Annotated in this window: 16 protein-coding genes; 4 read left to right on the forward strand and 12 right to left on the reverse strand. The window is 58.5% G+C overall.

From position 1 onward, the window contains the following. Positions 1-64 precede the first annotated feature (64 nt). From lpqB to CHU71_RS09670, 5 genes are all read right to left on the reverse strand, one after another. Positions 65-1810 (reverse strand): MtrAB system accessory lipoprotein LpqB, encoded by a 1746-nt coding sequence (gene lpqB, locus CHU71_RS09650; RefSeq protein ID WP_187272067.1) that lies wholly within the window; start codon positions 1808-1810, stop codon positions 65-67. Beyond that, positions 1807-3480 carry an MtrAB system histidine kinase MtrB gene (gene mtrB, locus CHU71_RS09655; protein ID WP_147760925.1) on the reverse strand — a complete coding sequence of 558 codons (1674 nt, stop codon included), beginning with the start codon at positions 3478-3480 and terminating at the stop codon, positions 1807-1809. Before mtrB ends, lpqB begins: the two co-directional genes overlap by 4 nt. A gap of 92 nt (positions 3481-3572) precedes the next feature. After that, positions 3573-4268, reverse strand: coding sequence for an MtrAB system response regulator MtrA (mtrA, locus tag CHU71_RS09660; RefSeq protein WP_005528165.1), 696 nt, complete (start codon positions 4266-4268; stop codon positions 3573-3575). 4 nt (positions 4269-4272) lie between these two features. Then, entirely contained in the window at positions 4273-4887 is a 615-nt protein-coding gene (locus tag CHU71_RS09665) for a dTMP kinase (RefSeq protein WP_049158686.1), read from the reverse strand. A 42-nt stretch (positions 4888-4929) separates the two neighbouring features. Continuing rightward, a complete protein-coding gene (locus tag CHU71_RS09670) occupies positions 4930-5283 on the reverse strand; it encodes a DUF4259 domain-containing protein (RefSeq protein WP_005528163.1) in 354 nt (117 codons plus the stop codon). 592 nt (positions 5284-5875) lie between these two features. Here CHU71_RS09670 and CHU71_RS09675 point away from each other — a divergent pair. Together CHU71_RS09675 and CHU71_RS09680 are read left to right on the forward strand one after the other, a co-directional pair. After that, positions 5876-6652 (forward strand): hypothetical protein, encoded by a 777-nt coding sequence (locus CHU71_RS09675; protein ID WP_147760926.1) that lies wholly within the window; start codon positions 5876-5878, stop codon positions 6650-6652. Between the two features lie 89 nt (positions 6653-6741). Further along, on the forward strand, positions 6742-7698 hold the full coding sequence (locus CHU71_RS09680) for an ornithine cyclodeaminase family protein (RefSeq protein WP_187272068.1): 957 nt from the start codon (positions 6742-6744) through the stop codon (positions 7696-7698). A 10-nt stretch (positions 7699-7708) separates the two neighbouring features. Here CHU71_RS09680 and manA read toward each other — a convergent pair whose 3' ends face one another. Both manA and CHU71_RS09690 read right to left on the reverse strand, forming a co-directional pair. Then, positions 7709-8947 (reverse strand): mannose-6-phosphate isomerase, class I, encoded by a 1239-nt coding sequence (gene manA / locus CHU71_RS09685; RefSeq protein ID WP_147760928.1) that lies wholly within the window; start codon positions 8945-8947, stop codon positions 7709-7711. A gap of 15 nt (positions 8948-8962) precedes the next feature. Further along, positions 8963-10000 carry a hypothetical protein gene (locus CHU71_RS09690; protein ID WP_049063012.1) on the reverse strand — a complete coding sequence of 346 codons (1038 nt, stop codon included), beginning with the start codon at positions 9998-10000 and terminating at the stop codon, positions 8963-8965. 135 nt (positions 10001-10135) lie between these two features. On the opposite strand from CHU71_RS09690, the gene cobA reads away from it, so the two are divergent. Beyond that, complete coding sequence (cobA, locus tag CHU71_RS09695; RefSeq protein WP_147760929.1) at positions 10136-10894, forward strand: uroporphyrinogen-III C-methyltransferase; 759 nt, start codon at positions 10136-10138, stop codon at positions 10892-10894. A gap of 19 nt (positions 10895-10913) precedes the next feature. Here cobA and CHU71_RS09700 read toward each other — a convergent pair whose 3' ends face one another. Genes CHU71_RS09700 through CHU71_RS09715 form a run of 4 tightly spaced genes read right to left on the reverse strand, consistent with a single transcriptional unit; the run spans position 10914 to position 14607 of the window. Continuing rightward, positions 10914-11954: a sulfite exporter TauE/SafE family protein gene (locus tag CHU71_RS09700; RefSeq protein WP_147760930.1), complete on the reverse strand. Its 1041-nt coding sequence runs from the start codon at positions 11952-11954 to the stop codon at positions 10914-10916. Between the two features lie 3 nt (positions 11955-11957). After that, on the reverse strand, positions 11958-12677 hold the full coding sequence (locus CHU71_RS09705; protein ID WP_147760931.1) for a sirohydrochlorin chelatase: 720 nt from the start codon (positions 12675-12677) through the stop codon (positions 11958-11960). Between the two features lie 2 nt (positions 12678-12679). After that, positions 12680-12934, reverse strand: coding sequence for a hypothetical protein (locus tag CHU71_RS09710; protein ID WP_046645119.1), 255 nt, complete (start codon positions 12932-12934; stop codon positions 12680-12682). After that, a complete protein-coding gene (locus tag CHU71_RS09715; RefSeq protein ID WP_147760932.1) occupies positions 12931-14607 on the reverse strand; it encodes a nitrite/sulfite reductase in 1677 nt (558 codons plus the stop codon). The genes CHU71_RS09710 and CHU71_RS09715 overlap by 4 nt, the downstream gene beginning before the upstream one ends. A 306-nt stretch (positions 14608-14913) precedes the next feature. Here CHU71_RS09715 and CHU71_RS09720 point away from each other — a divergent pair, with 306 nt between their 5' ends. Beyond that, complete coding sequence (locus tag CHU71_RS09720) at positions 14914-16263, forward strand: FAD-dependent oxidoreductase (RefSeq protein WP_147760933.1); 1350 nt, start codon at positions 14914-14916, stop codon at positions 16261-16263. 312 nt (positions 16264-16575) lie between these two features. Here CHU71_RS09720 and CHU71_RS09725 read toward each other — a convergent pair whose 3' ends face one another. Beyond that, complete coding sequence (locus CHU71_RS09725) at positions 16576-17943, reverse strand: phosphomannomutase/phosphoglucomutase (protein ID WP_147760934.1); 1368 nt, start codon at positions 17941-17943, stop codon at positions 16576-16578. Between the last annotated feature and the right edge of the window lie 58 nt (positions 17944-18001).

Consider the following 18001-nt stretch of genomic DNA (forward strand, 5'->3'; position numbering starts at 1 on the left):
GCCTACGCCCTCCCCTTATCGCACCGTGGCCTGTCCTCCCCCGCCCCGGCTTTTCTTGCGCTTACTATTTGGCCACGATAGGCGAAGAACGAAGCCCTTGCAGACCAGAGACTTCACGCCAGAAGGAATTGTCAGTGCTCTCCGCAGGCAACTGCAACAACGCGTGCGAATCGGTGATGTAGAGCGTCGTCGGTGAAGCTGCCACGGCAACTACCGGAGCTGTGATGTTTCCCGAAGCCAACGTGGTGGCAGAAGAGCCGTCTTGCTCGATTCGCCACACTGGGGAATTCGTATTGTTCGTACCCACAAGCAGAGATCCATCACTCATCCAGTCGAGCGACAGAGCCGTATTCTGCATTTCCAAGCCCACCTGGTGGGCGTTGACGATATGGTAGTCGCTATTCTTACCACGAGCGACGATACCGATGTAAACGTTGCCGCCGATGAGCATCGCAACGCGAGCACCGGTGGCAGACAAGCGAATGACGGAGATCTCGCCATTGATATTATCCATACCAGAGGTATCAACCTCAGACTGGGAAATCTCACCGGTCGCGGCGGAACGCGCGACCCGCACTACCTTCTCACCGTTGACGACGGTCCAGATGGCTTGGCCACTAGGTTCAAAGGTGGGGCGAGCAATCGTCTTTGCCTTCAAATGGTCGCTTAGATTCTCACCCATCTTGCCCAACTTGAGCTGATACTCAGTCTGGGAATTCTTCTGCACCGCCGCAACGATTGATTCTGCGGAAATATCTGCCGATTGGAGGTTATTCGCACGGCCCAAAGATGTGCTAGAAGGCGCTGCCGTGCCGCCGCTTACCTCGAGCAAAGCACCGTTATTGATGGCATAAAGCTTAGCATCAGAGCTGGCGAGGTTGCCCGGGTTGTACTCCGCAAAGTCATCGATCGTCATCTCATCCAAGCCGTCGATAAGCGGGCTGCCATCAGCGGTGGCCTTGATCTTGCCGCCGACGTTAGCGTTGTTCAACGTCCACACCAAAGAGGCGGCAAAGCGCAACCGTTGTTCTTGGCTCATCGAATTCATTCCGCTAAATCGATAAGTTCCGTCTTCTTTACCGAGGAAGGTTGCAGAGACGGGGACCAAATCGGAGATTGCAGGACGCAAGTCATTGTTGGGCCCTTCCAACAATAACGTGACCAGCTCAGTGTCCACCGACTGCTGGCCGGTGTAGAGCCACCGACGGTCAGAAACCAAAGACTGTTCCGACTGCCCAAAGAAATACAGCGACAAAGGACGATAGTTATTGCGCAGGTCATTGCGCTCAATAACCAGGCCAGCGGGCAGATCGACGATGCGCCATTGATCGTTAATCTTTTCCATCTTGATGGTGGCCTCGTACTTAATGCTGCGCGGAACATATGCGCCGCCATCGACGAGGGAGCCAATCACATTTCCGCGCACGTCAAAGGTCCTGCGATCAGCGCCATTGTCCACGGTCAAAATGTCAATCGAATCCACGACGAGCATGGAGCCGGTTGGGTCCCAAGTTTCAGCAATGGAGTCCGCCAAGAAGTTGCGGGAAGACTCGTAGTTGCTGGCGGGTTTACCAGAGGCTGTATAGAACTCACGCAGGACCAGATCGGCGTCTGCGCCTGCCTTCGGCCCCATGATTTCTACTTGTGGATCGATACGCTTCTGAAAGGTTCCAATAACCTGCGGTGAAGTATTATGCGGCAGTGTCGAACAACCTGCCACGGCAAAAACACAGGCGGCGCTAGTTACTGCCAGCACGCTGCGCGAGGAACGCACAAAGCGCAGCTTCTGGGAGGTACGGCTGCTACTCATCGCTGCTCCTTTTCTGCTTCACTAGCGCTGCTTGACGACGCCGCGTTCGGCGTCTTCCCCGCATGGGTTTCGGATTCGGGGGCGTCGTCAAGCACTGCGGATTCAACCTCTACGAATTCCCGGGACATGCGCTCCGACGGCCAAATGATGCCAACGTCCTGCTGTTCCAAGACTTCTGTGTTGTCAGGTTCAGGGCACGGGGCATGCGGAACTTCCAAAACGATTGGCTCGGATTCGATTGGAGTGTTCGGAACGCGCGGGACAATAAGCCTGAAACGCGAGCCCACGCCAAGATAACCGATGGCGTCGAGTGTACCGCCATGCAGCACGGCGTCCTCGCGGGCAATCGCCAAGCCCAAGCCCGTGCCGCCGGAATGGCGCTTACGCGAGGCATCGGCGCGCCAGAAGCGGTTGAACACCAACTCCTCTTGTCCTTCCTTGAGCCCCACTCCGGAGTCGGTGACCGCAATGCCCACCGCTTCTTCGTTGGCAACCATGTCCACCACAACTGGCTTTCCCTCGGAGTGGTCGATGGCGTTGGCCAAGAGATTGCGCAGAATGCGCTCGATGCGGCGGGAGTCGGCTTCGATGGTCACCGGCTCAGCAGGCATATTAATCTGCACGTCAACATCAAGTTCTTCAGCCAAATGCACAACCTGTGCCATCGCAGAATCGACGCACGAACGCACGTCGAGGGATGCGGCAGACAGGTCCGCCACGCCGGCGTCGTGCCGCGAGATTTCCAGCAGGTCGGCGAGCAATTCCTCGAACCTGTCAAGCTCGCGAATCATCAGCTCCGAGGCGCGTCGGGTATGCAGTTCCATGGAGTCCGAGTCGGCGGCGATCAGATCTGCGGCCATGCGCACTGTCGTCAACGGAGTTCGCAGCTCGTGCGAAACATCGGAAGTGAACTGCCGCTGCAGGTCGCCGTACTCCTCCAACTGGGTAATCTGCTTCGATAGCTTGTCAGCCATGTCGTTGAAGGACGCTGCTAGGCGGCCCATCTCATCATCGGAATTGACCACCATTCGCTCGCGCAGATGGCCTGCAGCCAAACGCTGCGCAATGCGTGAAGCGGAACGAATTGGGACGATAACTTGCTGCGTTGCCAGCCATGCGATGCCTACCAGGAGGACCACGACCACCACACCAGCAGCGGAGAGCAGACCGCGCATCAACGCCATGGTGGCTTCCTCGGATTCCATGGAAAGCACCAGATAAACCTGGGTATCAGGGATGTCAGAATCGATGGGGGTGCCAACCAACAGGGCGTTATATGCCTCCCCTTCGATGCGGTCGATGCTTGTATATTGCTGCGCAATATTCCCATTGGAAACCAGTGTCCGCATCTCTTCCGGAATACGGAAACCTTCGGGAGAGGTGGTGAAGGTTCCGTCGTCATTATCTACGACGACAACAGCTTCATAGGTTTCCTGATGATCGTTTAGCTCCGAGGACAACTGCCCCAATGACGCCCGTGCGGAGTTGATGCGCACCTGGACCGAGTTCGCTGTTCCGGTGGCGTCGATTTGCTGCTCCACCGTTGCGCGTGCGCGATCAAGTTCTTGAAAGGCTGCGTCTTCCTTCTGGCTCACCAAACGCTGAGTAAGCACTGATACCAGCGCGTAGCCGAGCAAAAGCATGACCACCGTAGAGGCTACGAGAATCATGCCGATGACTCGAGTCTGCAGCGACGTGCGCCACTTGTCTACAAGACGATCCCGAAAACGTCTAAACCATTCAAAAATAGCGAAAGCCCTCTTTATTCCCCGGAGCCGGTCTTGCCGGTCTTATATCCCACACCGCGGACGGTGAGGACAATTTGTGGGTCTTCGGGGTCGTGCTCGATCTTGGCGCGCAGGCGCTGGACGTGCACGTTGACCAAACGGGTATCAGAGGCGTGACGGTAGCCCCACACGGATTCGAGGAGGGCTTCGCGGGTGTGAACCTGGCCCGGCTTGCGCGCCATCTCGAGAAGAAGGTCAAACTCCAAAGGAGTCAGCGAAATCTCTTCGCCGCCCGCACGGGTTACTGTGTGCTCGGGAACGTCAATGACGAGGTCGCCGACCTCGATGAGCTCACCAGAGGAAGCGGAATCGGTGCGGCGCAGGCGGGCACGGATGCGCGCAATGAGTTCCTTTGGTTTGAAAGGCTTGGTGATGTAGTCATCGGCTCCCGATTCGAGGCCGAGGACCACGTCCACAGTGTCGGTCTTAGCCGTCAGCATGACAATCGGGACCGAGGACTCGGTGCGAATAGCACGGCAGATGTCAACGCCGTTCATGCCAGGAAGCATGAGATCGAGCAGGATGAGGTCTGGGTCGTTTTCTTGAAAAGCCGGAACCGCTTCATTTCCATCGGTTACCGCAATAGGCTCAAAGCCTTCTGCCTCAAGAACGATGGTCAACATCTCCGAGATCGCAGGATCATCGTCAACCACCAGAATCTTCGGCGCCATATTCCTACTCCTCCACGAGTTTCTTCACAGATTGCACAATCATATCGGTATCAGCGGTGGCGATCCACTGTCCGCCCCACTTACGCTCTGCTAATCGACGATACGCCGCCGCAGTGTTCGCCTGCAGAGTACTGTCCTTTTCGTATCGATCACGGGCGCGGGTCGAATCTTCCTCGGCACGGGAAGTCGCTCGTGCGGCGGCAAGCTCGACGTCGGTGTCAAGGAAAATTTGCAGCTGCGGCTTTGGCAAGCCGAAGCGACCAAACTCCAGATCAAAGACCCAATCAATGACCTCGTCGGTGCCTAGACGCGCAGCCGAGTACGCAGCATTCGACGCCACATAGCGGTCAAGAATGAGCAAGTCGTTGCTCTCCTGGGCTGCAAGCAGGCGTTCTTTTGCACCCAAGCGATCGAGGGCGAATAGGGTTGCCATCGCAAAAGCAGAGTCAGTCAGATCGCCCATCTTCCCGTAGAGAGCATCCTGCGCAAGCTGCGCATGAACCGACTCTTCATAACGGGGGAAGCCAAGAACGTTAACCTCAACGGAAAGTTCTTTCTTAATGCGCTGCACTAGCGTGTTCTTGCCTGCTCCATCGATTCCCTCGATGCTGATTAACATTTCTGGTTTAGCCCTTCGCTGCTTTGCGATGCGTCCGGTGACTTAAGACAGCGCTTCGATGAACGCCTCTAGGTCATAGTCTTCTTCGACTGCCTCGAGAATCTCCAAGGCATGCTCATTGAGGGCCTCGTCCCCAGAGCCGGCCAATCCGCGGATAAATGGGTAGGAAGAAACTACCTCGCCCGCACTGAAAGGCGCTCCGGCCCAGATAGCGGCGATTGTCGCCGCCGCCTGTGCGTTCCGTTCCTCATCTGCAGAGATCGCATCACCGGACGTTGCCAGTGCACAGGCATCAGAGACTGCCTCCACAATGTCTTCGTCATCCAAGTTCGCAAGTTCATCCAGAAAATCTACGTTTACGTCTTCTGAAAAGATGTTCTCGTCCCAAGTGCTCATTGCATTTCCCTTTCTTAGAGCCGCTAGACAATCAACGATTCCGAAATCTAGCAATCCCGAGTAATCAAAAGTGGAGTGTCCACCGCAGAAATTAAGAATGTGGAGCAACTTCTGGCGGTGTTTACTTCTATATCTAGCCGCTACTTCTCGGTTTGTCAGTGCATTTCCTCTGTCAATTTATAGGGCAAAGGCCACACTGGCGCATAACATACAGGTCAGTGCCGACAAATCTGCTTCTCACTGCATCCGCCTAGCATAGGTGCCCGATGCTACGGCTTAAACTGGCACAATCTTCCGCCTTCAGACTGGCCACAGCTGCATCTAGGCATTCCCTTATCAAGGATTACATGATAGTGTCGTTACCGAGTTGTTACACACCCTGCACCCTTACAGCATTTCCGCTGCATGAGTGCTATTTTTAAACAACCAAGACGCCAAGTTGTCTAAACAGCTGCTTTGTTGTTGTTGTGTCGTAGCGACACTAAGAAATTCATATCCCCTGCCCCCCCTATCCACTACTTAACTACTTCGCCCGTTGACCAACTCAACTCACCAGTGTTAATACCCTCTTATCTTAAGAAAGGAAGCCATCATGAAGACCGATGCACGCCGCGTGTATGTCTTTATCGCCATCGGCCTCCTTTCTGCTGTCTTCGTCGGCCTTGGCGTGTGGAAAATCTCCGCGCCTGGACCATCCATGGCAAAGAACCAAAGCGAATCAATGACCCCAGTGGGCCACACCGAATCAACCCAAGCGAAGACTACGCAGACCACAACGAGCAGCCACACATCCAAGCGCGCTCCCAAGAAGAGCTCTGTTGCTCTTCAGAATGACCCATATCTAGCTCCCAACGCCATCACTGGCACCGGTGCTAATTTCGGCCCTACGGCGGTTTATCGCCCAGAAAATCTCTCTTCGCAAAGCCGCGCCACCGCGCAGCAATATGGCGGCAACAGCCACTACGGCACGGGACAAGAACCTTCCAATAACGCACAGCTCGGAACCAGCAGTTCATCTGAATCCGCAGCTACTGCACCCGAATCGCCAACGCAATCTGCTGTACCGAGCCCGGCTCCTCCCCATACAGCAACCCCTACCGAAACCTCACCGAATCGCACGGTGCCCAACGAGAACAAGCGCAAGAGGGGTAGCAACTCTGAGCCACCCGCCGTCAAGCCTATTGGGCCTTCAGAGCCCGCGGATGATCCCACCAAACAGAATGGAACAGCGGCTCCTGAATCTGAGCCAGCACCTACTACTGACGCAAACGGCAGAACCGTTGACGCGCCACAACCCAGCGTGGAACCGGTTAACCCCAATGCCCCGAAAGAACCTACCGATTACTCACCGGCGGAGGGCTCTGAGTAGGAACCCAATGAACTTGCCGAGCAGCCTGCGAACGTAGAAGCACCCGCGCAGTCCGCTTCTTAAACCTGCCTTTCAAAATGAGAACTCGCATGCCTCTCACCGTACTGACCGCCGAAGAAATTCAAAGCCGCTTTCCCCCTGCCAAAGCTGTGCACGCGTTGCGCTCAACGCTGCAGTCTGGTTTGCAACTAGGAAACGATCCACAACGCAGCTCAATCCCAGTTGAGCACGGTAACTTCCTTCTTATGCCCGCGACTGCACCGGAATTGGGATTCGGAATCAAGCTGTTATCCCTTTCGGATCCCGGATACCGCCCCGAGCTACCGAGCATTCAAGGCACATATGTCCTCTTCGATCCCAAGACCCTCTCCCCCTCCCACCTCTTAGAGGGTGAGGCCATTACAAATCTCCGCACGCCGGCTGTTTCTGTAGCTACGGTTCTCAATCTATTAGAAGGCCCCGGAAGTAATGCGACTTCGGCCGATGCCCCACTCAAGGTAGTCATCTTTGGCACCGGCCCGCAGGGCCGTCACCATGCGGCAACGCTTATTGATACATTGCGAGAAAGGCCCGTTGAGTTTAGCTTTGTCAGCAGGAACCGTCCCGCCCAGCTTGCCCACGCCGCAACGTGGCTAGCTGCTGGCAGCCCCGAAACCGCCGCAGCACTAGCCGCCGCAGAACTTGTTATCACCGCGACCAACTCCCCCGAGCCGCTCTTTGGGCTGGGCGACGTGCGCGGGGACGCGATAGTAATCGCGTTGGGTTCCCACACGCCGCAAGCCCGTGAGATTTCGGGTGAGCTTATGGGGTCGGCAACGATTATCGTCGAGGACGTCGAGACCACCTTTGCAGAAGGCGGCGATGTCGTTCAAGCAGAGGCCGAGGGCTTTATCGACCGCGGCGCCGTCTTGACCATGGCGCAGGTCATTCGCGGCGAAGCAGAAATCTCTCGTGAGCGACCAGTCGTGTTCAAGTTCACTGGCATGGCATGGGAAGACCTAGTGGTCGCCCGCGCCATTGCCGACGAGTTCGCCGCAGCGGGCTAAGCGCACGCGCCTAGACGCGAGCGACGAAGAGCTGGCCGGCTCCGCTTTGGACGGCGCGCGCCTTTACGACACCCTCTACAGCGGGGAGCCACTCGGCACCACCAGGAGTGAGAGTTTGGGTATTTCCTTCTGCGTCTTCAAGCTCAACGCTTCCACCGGTGCACAGTGCAATGGCAGGGCCGTCAAACTCGAGTTCAACTTCATCATTGGCCCCTAGCTCCACACGGTCAAGAGCGAACTCGTCGATCGGTACCGGATAGGACCAGGCTTCGGCTCCCTTAACGTTGGGCGCTCCAGCCTTGTCCACCTGCTGCACGCGTGGGTCCGCAACAGATTCGTAGGTCAAGACCTTCACGAGCTCTGGCACATCCACGAACTTCGGGGTGAGACCACCACGCAGAACGTTGTCAGAGTTCGCCATGATTTCCACGCCCAATCCCGAAACGTAAGCATGGAGCGAACCCGCATTCAGGTACAGTGCCTCCCCCGGCGCGAGAACAATGTGGTTGAGCAGCAGTGCGCCGAGCACACCGATATCGCCGGAGTATTGCTCGTTGAGGTTAATCACCGTACGCATATCGCGTGCCATCCATGCCTCAGCGCCATCCTCAGCAGTGCGGGCGATGAGAGCCTCGCCAGCTTCGACGATGGCAGCGATGAGTTCCTTGCGCTTTGCAGTTGGGATAGTAATCCACGTAGTAAACAGCGCACGCAGGTTCTCAGATTCGGCGGCCGGATCTGGCAGCAACATGCTCAAGTAATGGTCGAGCTGCTTGCAGTCCAGCGCTTTGAACAGCTCCAGCGTGCGCTCAAGTGGGCGGAAGCCTGCCATAGCGTAGAACTCGGTCAAGGCCACGATGAGTTCAGGCTTGTGGTTGTCATCTTTGTAGTTGCGATTCGCAGCGTTCAATGCGATTCCTGCAGCGTTCTCGCGGGCAAAGCCTTCTTCTGCTTGAGCCTTAGAAGGGTGAGCCTGCAATGACAATGGTTCCTCAGCGGCGAGGATCTTCAACAAGAACGGAAGGCGTTGCCCATAAGTCTGTTCGACACGCGCACCTAGCTGCTCGCGGGGTGCTGCGGCGATTACTTCATCAAGACGCTGGCCATCTACTGTCGAAGGATCACCCGGGTGAGCGCCGAACCATAACTCAGCAATAGGCGCTTCTGCCGCTGGTTCGCCTTTGAGCTCCGGAATCATGGTGCGGGAGCCCCAAGAATAGTTTCGAGTTGCGCTGTTGAGCAGCTGCATATGTGTTTCCTTCTTTTAAGAAATCTCGTAGGCGGTCGCGGCATAGCTCCGCGTAATGAGCTGAAGCGCACGGGCGAGATCACCCAGCGCGGGTTCAGGATCATTGCTTGCTTGGGCAATGGAGTGGGGAAGGTTCGCCTCTTCCTTGCCCCATAAGACAATTTTCAAGGGTACCAAAGGACCCGTTTCCTCTCCCCCGTCGAGTTCGGGGTCATAGAAGATGTCACGAATCGCATTTGCACCAGAATGCTGATTTCGTTCAATCACCATCGGCAGCTCTTGCGCATCGACGTACGTGCCCCCTAGTCCATGGGCAGCCCAAATAGCTGCCGCCATCCGAGCAACCAAGGAGCCCAAATCAACCCGGACTCGTTCTTCGGAGAAAGCATATGGATCAGAGCCGCAGCTATGAACGACTCGCGCCCCTTCAACGAATTCTCGGAGTGCGCGCCCCGGATTGGTAGCAGAATCGTGCTCAGGGCTAAGCGTTTCGAGTTCACGGTCGATTGCGTCAGCCACCTCTTCGAGGCGCCGTGCGACAAGCTCACCTTCTTCTTCGAGGACCGCTTGAATGGCATGAAGGGCAGCAATGCTGCGTGCAGGCGACGCCCCCTCTGCCGTAGGTAGCGTCGGTGCGACCAGGGTAGCCGCAGGCGCATCCTCCAACAAGGGACCACGCGCGGGGCCGACCAAGACCGTAGCGGCTCCTCTCTTATCCGCAGCAATCAGAGCACGCGAGGCCCAATCACACTCGCCGCGCTCACCGATAACGACGACAACGTCCAGCGCACCTACAAATTGCGGCAGGGACTCAGCCACAACGACTGGCACGCGCGAAGGCTCCGCCAAACCCGCAGCTGTATAGGCCGCAGCGCGTGCCACCTGTTCGGTGGGAAGGATGACCAGCGAGCGCGGCTGAGTTCCGCCGAGGTGCTGTGCGAGCTGTTGGACCTCACCCGCCAAAACACGAACCTGGCCGCCCTCGTGCGCGACGTCGAAAAAGCGCACGGTCTCTGGGTCATAGGCCGCGCCGTCAAAATAGCCACTATCCATGGCCCCGAGCATAGCCCGCGACGCCGACATCGATTGCGCAAAAGAGGCTTTCACGCCACTCAGACAGGAAGTTGGGAGAAAAAGTCCAGCCAACAGCCCCGGACTCAGCCGCCGGACCTGCAGCGATTAGTATTAATGACCATGAGCACAGCGAACACCCCGCAGATTCACCCGGTGGTCCTGGTAGGCGGCGGCCCCGGCGCATGGGACCTCATCACGGTCCGCGGCATGTACGCCTTGCAGAACGCCGATGTCATCTTGGCAGATCATCTCGGCCCCACCCAGGATCTGCACAAACTGTGCGATGTCGACGCAAAAGAGGTCATCGACGTTTCCAAGCTGCCCTACCAGCGCCAGACTTCACAGGAAAAGATCAACGAACTGCTCATCGAGCACGCCCGTGCGGGCCGCAAGGTCGCCCGCCTCAAGGGCGGTGACCCCTATGTCTTCGGCCGTGGCTTCGAGGAAGTTCAGGCGCTCGCTGCCGCCTCGCTGCCTGTGGAAGTGATCCCTGGCGTTACATCTGCCGTATCCGTGCCCGCCCTTGCCGGCGTGCCTGTCACGCACCGCGGCGTCGTCCACGCTTTCACCGTTGTCTCTGGGCACCTCCCGCCTGGCCACCCCAAGTCCTTGTTGGACTGGGGCGCGCTTGCGCAGTCTGGCGCCACCCTCAGCATCATCATGGGCGTAAAAAATGCCCGGGCCATTGCCCAGGCAGTACAAGATGGTGGACGCTCACCGCAGACCCCAGTCGCCATCATCCAAGAGGAAACCATGGAAGGTGAGCGCACCTTCCGCTGTACCCTCGGGTCCCTCGGCGAGACGGTAGAGTCCGCGACCATTGCCCCGCCGGCCGTCTTTGTCATCGGAGACGTTGCGGGGCTTACGACTTAGCTTCCCCCTTATTGGGCCCCTATTGGGCGCGCACCGACGCCCGCTTCGCGCAGTGATCAGCCTCTGGCTCCTGTTCAGCGATGACTTTGAATCCCCGACCAGAGCGAGCCGAGTGTCCACGCGGTGCATGGAACGCTGCGTGCGCATCACGCTCAGCGTTTTCAGCTTCAAGCTCTGCCGCCCGCGCGGCCCTGGTGCGGCGCGCGCCCAGAGCTGTGGCCGCAATTGCGACCACAGCGATGGCAACCTGCGCCACCGGAACAACCCAGCTAGCGAGCTCCCAGCCGAAGTAGGTCTCCGCGCCACCGATGACCTTGCCCACGTTCAGGACAACAATCGCGGTGCCCACGAACCCACCCAGAACCACAGGGTTAACGCGCGAGATGAGCCAAGCCGCAATCGGGGTGGTGATGGCGCCACCGATGAGCAGCGCGATGACCGCAGCCAGGTGCGCCACAATTTCGTGCCACAGCCCCACGATGAAGCCAGCGGTAGCGCCAAAGGTCACAAGGAACTCCGCGGTATTTACCGTGCCCACAATACGCCGCGGCTGCTCCCGCCCAATGGCCATCATCGTTGACGTAGAAACCGGCCCCCAGCCGCCGCCACCTGTCGCATCCACGAATCCACCTACCAAGCCGAGGCCGACAAGAAAGCCCGTGGAGTGCTGACGCTTATATGCCGAGCGCTTAGGACGCGGGCGGGAAAAGCGCCACACCAGGTTCGCGCCGATGGCCACGAGGATGAGTGCCGTGATGGGCGCAGCCGATTCCGTCGAAACGTTGGAGAGCACCGTTGCCCCTATGAATGCGGCGATGGCGCCCGGCACACCCAGTTTGAACACCGTAGGCCAATGCACATTTCCAAAACGCCAGTGGCTCAAGCCAGAGACCAACGTGGTTCCTAGCTCAGCGGTGTGCACCACCGCGGAGGCCTGCGCAGGACCTAGGCCCGCCAGCAGCAAAATGGTGGTCGAGGTTACGCCGAAACCCATGCCGATTCCGCCGTCGACAAGCTGCGCCGCCGCACCGCCTAGCGCGATAAGAATGAGGGATCGCATCTTTTATCGTCCGATCTGTACAAGCTGTCGAGTCTGATAAGGCAGGCCCGCTGCATGAGCAAAGCGGTGGGAGACGATTCCCGCAAGGTCAACGCCTAGCGGGGAGTCTACATACGCTGGGGCTTCTGCGAGCAGGTCAAGAAGTAGACCTTCAGTAACGAACAGCGGCAGCACCCGCACCGAGCCATAAATACGCGCTTGCTTGGCGACGTCTTCCCTACCGCCCCGTGTAGCAAAAGCCACTGAGGTACTCACGCCGGTCAAGTCAGCCACCCGCACCGCTAGGCGCGCAATTGCCTGGTTGGCTTGCAGATTCGATGAGCCCACCGAGTAGATGACCAAATGATCGGTCATCGGCGCGCACTGTGGTTGGCAGCCTGCGCGCTGCGCCAGCACCTGCGCCATGTCAGCCCCAGTGCCCAGCGAGTCACCGCGCAGCAGGCGCAGCCCGGAGGCTTCCTCTGCCGCAGCGATGGCCTCCGGCACGTCCACGCGATGGTGGTAGCCCTCAGTAAAAAGCAGCGGCACCACCACGGCCTCGGTTTCCCCGCGCGCTGCGAGCTGCTGCGCTGCCGTGGCGAGATCGGGCTCGTTGAACTCGAGGTGCGCACACTGCCAGTGCGCGACGTCGGCAAGCGCGTCGGCGCGTTGGGTAAGCACCTCGATGCCAGCTACAGCATTCGGGTGACGCGAACCATGCGACAACGTAATGAGGGAGGTCATGGTTATTCCTTGGGGATCGCAGTGACGTGGCCGCGACGCTGGAGCGATCGCTGCAACGCCTCGTTGGAAGAAACAGTCTTCGCCGGGGCGACGGGAGCATCGTCCTGACCATGAAACATCACGGAGAAAATCCGCAGGCATTCAGTGCATTTCCAGGCAAACTCCCCTTCCTCATCCGGGAAGAGCCCGGTGCCCCCGCAGTACGGGCAGTACATGGGGTGGTTGCGGTTGGGATTGGGCTTGCGTCGGAAATTCACTGCAGATCCTCCTCAGCGGCGCGCAGAACCCAGTGGCGGAATTGCTCGCCTTCCGCGCGCTGCTCCTTGTACTTGTTAACCAAGCGGATGACGTAGTCAGGCACCTCGTCCGCAATGACCTTGTGGCCACGCAGTTTGCGGCCCCAATCCGGGGACAGGCCCAGCGCACCGCCCAGGTGCACCTGGAAGCCCTCGACGCGGTTGCCGTCAGCGTCGGTGACAATCTGGCCCTTCAGGCCGATGTCAGAGACCTGCGAACGGGCGCAGGCGTTCGGGCAGCCGTTGAGCGCAATGGATATCGGAACGTCCAGGTCACCCAACGTGTCCTCGAGGATGTCCACGAGTTCGATGGCGCGGGCCTTGGTGGTCACGTGCGCGAGCTTGCAGAACTCCAGGCCCGTGCAGGAGATGACGCCCCGGCGGAACTCGGAAGGCTGGGAATACAGGCCGGTCTCGTCGAGTGCCCGGGAAAGCGCCGGGATGTCCTCTTCCTTGACATCGAGGAAGAGGAGCTCCTTCATCGGCGTGGTGCGGATGCGGGTGATACCGAACTTCTCAGCGACGTCGGCAATGGCGATTAGCTGCTCGCCGGTGGCATGGCCCACGGTGGGCTTCACACCGAGGTAGTAGTTGCCGTCCTGTTGCTTGTGCACGCCCAAGTGATCGCGGGAACCGGGCTCTACAACGAGTGGCTCGCCGTCGAGAAGCGGTGCGTCCAAGTACTCGGTCTCTAGGACCTCGCGGAACTTCTCAATGCCCCACTCAGCTACCAGGAACTTTAGGCGGGCGCGGTTGCGGTTGCGACGGTAGCCGTAGTCACGGAAGATGCGGGCTACGCCTGCCCAAACCTCAGGAACGCGCTCCAACGGAACCCAAGCGCCCAGGGACTGGGACAGCATCGGGTTGGTGGACAGGCCGCCGCCAACGAAGCAATCGAAGCCAGGACCATATTCAGGGTGGTTGACGCCGACGAAGGCAATGTCCTGAATCTCATGGGTGACGTCCTGGCGGCGGTTGCCGGAAATCGCGGTCTTAAACTTGCGCGGGAAGTTGTGGAACTCATCGCGTGGCAGGTAGTTCTCCACAATGTCGTCGATTGCCGGAGTGGCATCGATGATCTCGTCTTCTGCCACGCCCGCGACTGGCGAACCGAGGATGACGCGTGGGACGTCGCCGCAGCCCAGCAGCGTATCGAGCCCTACAGCGCGCAGTTTTTCCCAGATTGCGGGAACGTCCTCGATCTGAATCCAGTGCAACTGGATGTTCTGACGGTCCGTGAAGTCCGCGGTGGAGCGAGCGTAATCACGGGAGATTTCGCCCACGGTGCGCAGCTTGGCCGGGTCCACGCGGCCACCGTCGAAACGCACGCGCATCATGAAGTACTCGTCCTGCAGCTCTGTGTTGCTCAGCTTAGAAGTCAGCTCGCCGCCCAGGTTCTGGTTGCGCTGGGTGTAGAGGCCGAGCCACTTAAAGCGTGGGGCAAGATCCTCTGGCGGAATCGACTTAAATCCCTGCTTGGAGTAGATATCAATGACGCGCTGGCGAGCGGACAGGCCGCCGTCTTCCTGCTTGATCTCCTCGTCGGTGTTGAACGGCTCCTTGCCGTCAATCTTCCATTGCCCCTCGGGCTTGCGCGGACGGGCCTTGCGTTGTGGTTTCGTTGCGGTAGTCATAGGGATGAACACTTGCCTTTCGTCGTAGATGACAAAACCTACCGGTCTAATATTGATAGACAAAGCAGTATGGATTAATTTCACTACTCTTTACATTGTGAGCTGGGACAACGTCGCCACGCTGGAAGAATCTAAATAATCGAGTTGCCCAGCGTTCCAGAAAGCGGTTCAATAAACCCCACGCTCACACGCTTTTAGCAGACTGATCAGTCTAATATTCATTAGAAGAACTAGAACAGCTAGTATTACGACCAGTAACCGAATTCTTTAGCTGTTTATCAATTTGAGGAAAGGCCCACTACTGACATGTCGCAAGCCCCACTGAAGGTAGCCGTCATCGGCGCTGGCCCAGCAGGTATCTACGCCTCTGACATCCTGGTCAAGAAGACCGGTGGCAACGTCCAGATCGACCTCATCGAGCAGATGCCAGCTCCCTTCGGCCTCATCCGCTACGGCGTAGCCCCAGATCACCCACGCATCAAGGGCATCGTTAACTCCCTGCACCGCGTCCTGGAGACCGAGCAGATCCGCCTCATCTCCAACGTGCACATCGGCCGCGACCTCACCGTCGAGCAGCTCAAGGAGCACTACGACGCCGTAGTCTTCGCCACCGGTGCCGTAGGAGACCGCGTCCTCGACATGCCGGGGGCAGACCTCGAGGGCGTCCACGGCGCCGGCGAATTCGTGGGCTTCTACGACGGCAACCCGCGCTTCAACCGCGACTGGGATCTCTCCGCTGAAGAGGTAGCCGTCGTGGGCGTGGGTAACGTGGGCCTTGACGTCGCCCGCATCTTGGCCAAGACCGGCGATGAGCTCAAAGTCACCGAGATCCCAGACAACGTCTACGAGTCCCTGTCCAAGAACAAGGCTCACACCGTGCGCGTCTTCGGCCGCCGCGGCCCGGCACAGGCAAAGTTCACCCCGCTGGAGCTCAAGGAGCTCGACCACTCCCCGACCATCAACGTGGTCGTGGACCCGGAGGACATCGACTACGACGAGGCTTCCCTCGAGGCACGCGCCAACTCTAAGTCCCAGGATCTGGTTTGCCAGACCCTGGAGGGCTACGCCATCCGCGAACCGAAGGAAGCACCACACACCCTGCAGATTCACCTGTTCGAGCAGCCGGTTGAGATCCTCGGCGAGAATGGCAAGGTCACCGGCATCAAGACCGAGCGCACCGCCCTCAACGGCGACGGCTCCGTCTCCGGGACCGGCAAGTTCACCGAGTGGCCGGTTCAGGCGGTCTACCTCGCTGTGGGCTACCGCTCCGACGCTATCGACACCGTTCCTTTCAACTCCGAGAAGAACGTCATCAACAACGACGGCGGCCACGTCACCGAGCTCGACGGCACCATCGTCCCTGGCCTCTACGCCACTGGCTGGATCAAGCGCGGCCCGGTGGGCCTCATCGGCAACACCAAGTCCGATGCCTCCGAGACCATCGGCATGCTGCTTGACGACGCCGAGGCAGGCAAGCTCTCCCACGCTTCCGAAGAGGACATCACGGAGACCCTGAAGGCTGCGGGCGTGGAGTTCCTGACCTGGGATGGCTGGAAGAACCTCGATGCGGCAGAGCGCGCACTCGGCGAGGCTGAGGGCCGCGAGCGCAAGAAGTACGTCGAGTGGGAGGAAATGGTTTCCCACTCCCGCGGCTAATTTTCCCGCATAAAAGCGCCAGCATTGTGCTGGCGCTTTTGTGTTTTGCGGCGCAGCCGGGGCGGCGCGGCTCAGCCGCCGCGAATGTACCGATTCTTGCAATTAAGCCAGCAAAGATGAGCCGTTCGGGTTCACTATTCACAAGGAAAGGTACGAGCTCTATGGACCGAGATGTGCGACAATCGTGGCGGCATCCAGGAGCCTTTTTCCTGCAAATAGCGGGCCAAAACACACAATTGTAGGGCACTATTTACAGGAAACGGTACGAACAGAAGAATGGTCGCCACGAAGGCGCCCGCACGGGGAAAGCGCCTAAGCGCGGATGATTCCAAGCACCTCATCGACGATGGCCTGGACCTCATCAGCAGTTTTCGCCTCAACGTTCAGACGCAGCAGTGGCTCAGTGTTCGAAGCGCGCACGTTAAACCACGCATCCGTGCCCTTCAACTCAACGGTCACGCCGTCCAACTCGTCGACAGACTCAATCTTGTCCGCCAAACCATCTAGCACAGCCTGGGTTGCAGCCTTCTGGTCTGCCACGGTGGAGTTGATCTCACCGGAAGCCTCATAACGCGAATACTGAGCCATCAGCTCGCTCAACGGCTTATCGGTCTCCCCCAAAGCAGCCAGCACGTGCATCGCAGCCAACATGCCGGAGTCCGCATTCCAGAACTCCTGGAAGTAGTAGTGTGCGGAGTGCTCGCCGCCAAAAGCAGCCTTCTCCTTGGCCATCTGCGCCTTAATGAACGAGTGGCCCACCCGGGTACGCACAGCCCTGCCACCATTTTCGGCAATCAGCTCCGGCACCGTCTTCGACGTGATCAGGTTATGGATGATCGTCGAACCTGGGAACTTCTGCAAGTAACGCTCTGCCACCAACGCACAAATAGCCGACGGCGAAACAGCATCACCATTCTCATCGACCACAAAGCAACGGTCCGCATCACCATCGAAGGCAAGGCCAATATCAGCCTTCTGCTCAGTGACAAACTTCTGCAGATCTACGAGGTTCTTCGGATCCAGCGGATTAGCCTCGTGGTTCGGGAACGTGCCATCCAGCTCGAAGTACAAATCACGGACATCAAACGGCAGGCCCTCAAACACAGCCGGAACCGTATGGCCACCCATGCCGTTAGCAGCGTCTACCGCCACAACCAATGGACGTGAAGACTCCAGCGGCACCAAAGAACGCAGGAAGTCCGCATAGTCCGGGAGCACCTCGCGCTCGCTGACAGAGCCAGGCTCGCCGTCAAAGGCCGGCACGCCCTCAATCAGCATGCCCTTGATAGCCTCCAGGCCAGTCTCCTGCCCCACCGGCACAGCACCCGCACGGCACAGCTTGATGCCGTTGTACTTCGCCGGATTATGCGAGGCAGTAAACATCGCACCCGCACAATCCAAAGAACCAGCCGCAAAATACAATTCATCAGTCGAAGTCAGGTTCAACTTGATGACATCCAAGCCCTGAGAAGCCACGCCCTGCGCAAAAGCGTCAGACAACGCCGGTGAAGAAGGACGCATGTCGTGACCCACCGCCACCTTGGTCTCCCCTTCACCGCGCAAAATAGCGGCATAGGCAGCACCGGTGTCACGAACGAAGTTCTCATCAATATCTTCGCCCACGACACCACGGACGTCATAGGCCTTAATAACGGCATCTAGCTGTTCACGAGTACGCATAACCTGCAATACTACCCCTTTTGCATATGCAAGAACGGACAGCGGCCTAGGAACAGGA

The organism is Corynebacterium sp. LK14 (assembly GCF_008042215.1).
Classification (GTDB): Bacteria; Actinomycetota; Actinomycetes; order Mycobacteriales; family Mycobacteriaceae; genus Corynebacterium; species Corynebacterium striatum.

Bases quoted from the DNA above. Each gene is read 5' to 3' on its own strand.
- lpqB (WP_187272067.1), bottom strand. From the start codon at position 1,810: ATGAGTAGCAGCCGTACCTCCCAGAAGCTGCGCTTTGTGCGTTCCTCG.
- mtrB (WP_147760925.1), bottom strand. From the start codon at position 3,480: ATGATTCTCGTAGCCTCTACGGTGGTCATGCTTTTGCTCGGCTACGCG.
- mtrA (WP_005528165.1), bottom strand. From the start codon at position 4,268: ATGGCGCCGAAGATTCTGGTGGTTGACGATGATCCTGCGATCTCGGAG.
- CHU71_RS09665 (WP_049158686.1), bottom strand. From the start codon at position 4,887: ATGTTAATCAGCATCGAGGGAATCGATGGAGCAGGCAAGAACACGCTA.
- CHU71_RS09670 (WP_005528163.1), bottom strand. From the start codon at position 5,283: ATGAGCACTTGGGACGAGAACATCTTTTCAGAAGACGTAAACGTAGAT.
- CHU71_RS09675 (WP_147760926.1), top strand. From the start codon at position 5,876: ATGAAGACCGATGCACGCCGCGTGTATGTCTTTATCGCCATCGGCCTC.
- CHU71_RS09680 (WP_187272068.1), top strand. From the start codon at position 6,742: ATGCCTCTCACCGTACTGACCGCCGAAGAAATTCAAAGCCGCTTTCCC.
- manA (WP_147760928.1), bottom strand. From the start codon at position 8,947: ATGCAGCTGCTCAACAGCGCAACTCGAAACTATTCTTGGGGCTCCCGC.
- CHU71_RS09690 (WP_049063012.1), bottom strand. From the start codon at position 10,000: ATGGATAGTGGCTATTTTGACGGCGCGGCCTATGACCCAGAGACCGTG.
- cobA (WP_147760929.1), top strand. From the start codon at position 10,136: ATGACCATGAGCACAGCGAACACCCCGCAGATTCACCCGGTGGTCCTG.
- CHU71_RS09700 (WP_147760930.1), bottom strand. From the start codon at position 11,954: ATGCGATCCCTCATTCTTATCGCGCTAGGCGGTGCGGCGGCGCAGCTT.
- CHU71_RS09705 (WP_147760931.1), bottom strand. From the start codon at position 12,677: ATGACCTCCCTCATTACGTTGTCGCATGGTTCGCGTCACCCGAATGCT.
- CHU71_RS09715 (WP_147760932.1), bottom strand. From the start codon at position 14,607: ATGACTACCGCAACGAAACCACAACGCAAGGCCCGTCCGCGCAAGCCC.
- CHU71_RS09720 (WP_147760933.1), top strand. From the start codon at position 14,914: ATGTCGCAAGCCCCACTGAAGGTAGCCGTCATCGGCGCTGGCCCAGCA.
- CHU71_RS09725 (WP_147760934.1), bottom strand. From the start codon at position 17,943: ATGCGTACTCGTGAACAGCTAGATGCCGTTATTAAGGCCTATGACGTC.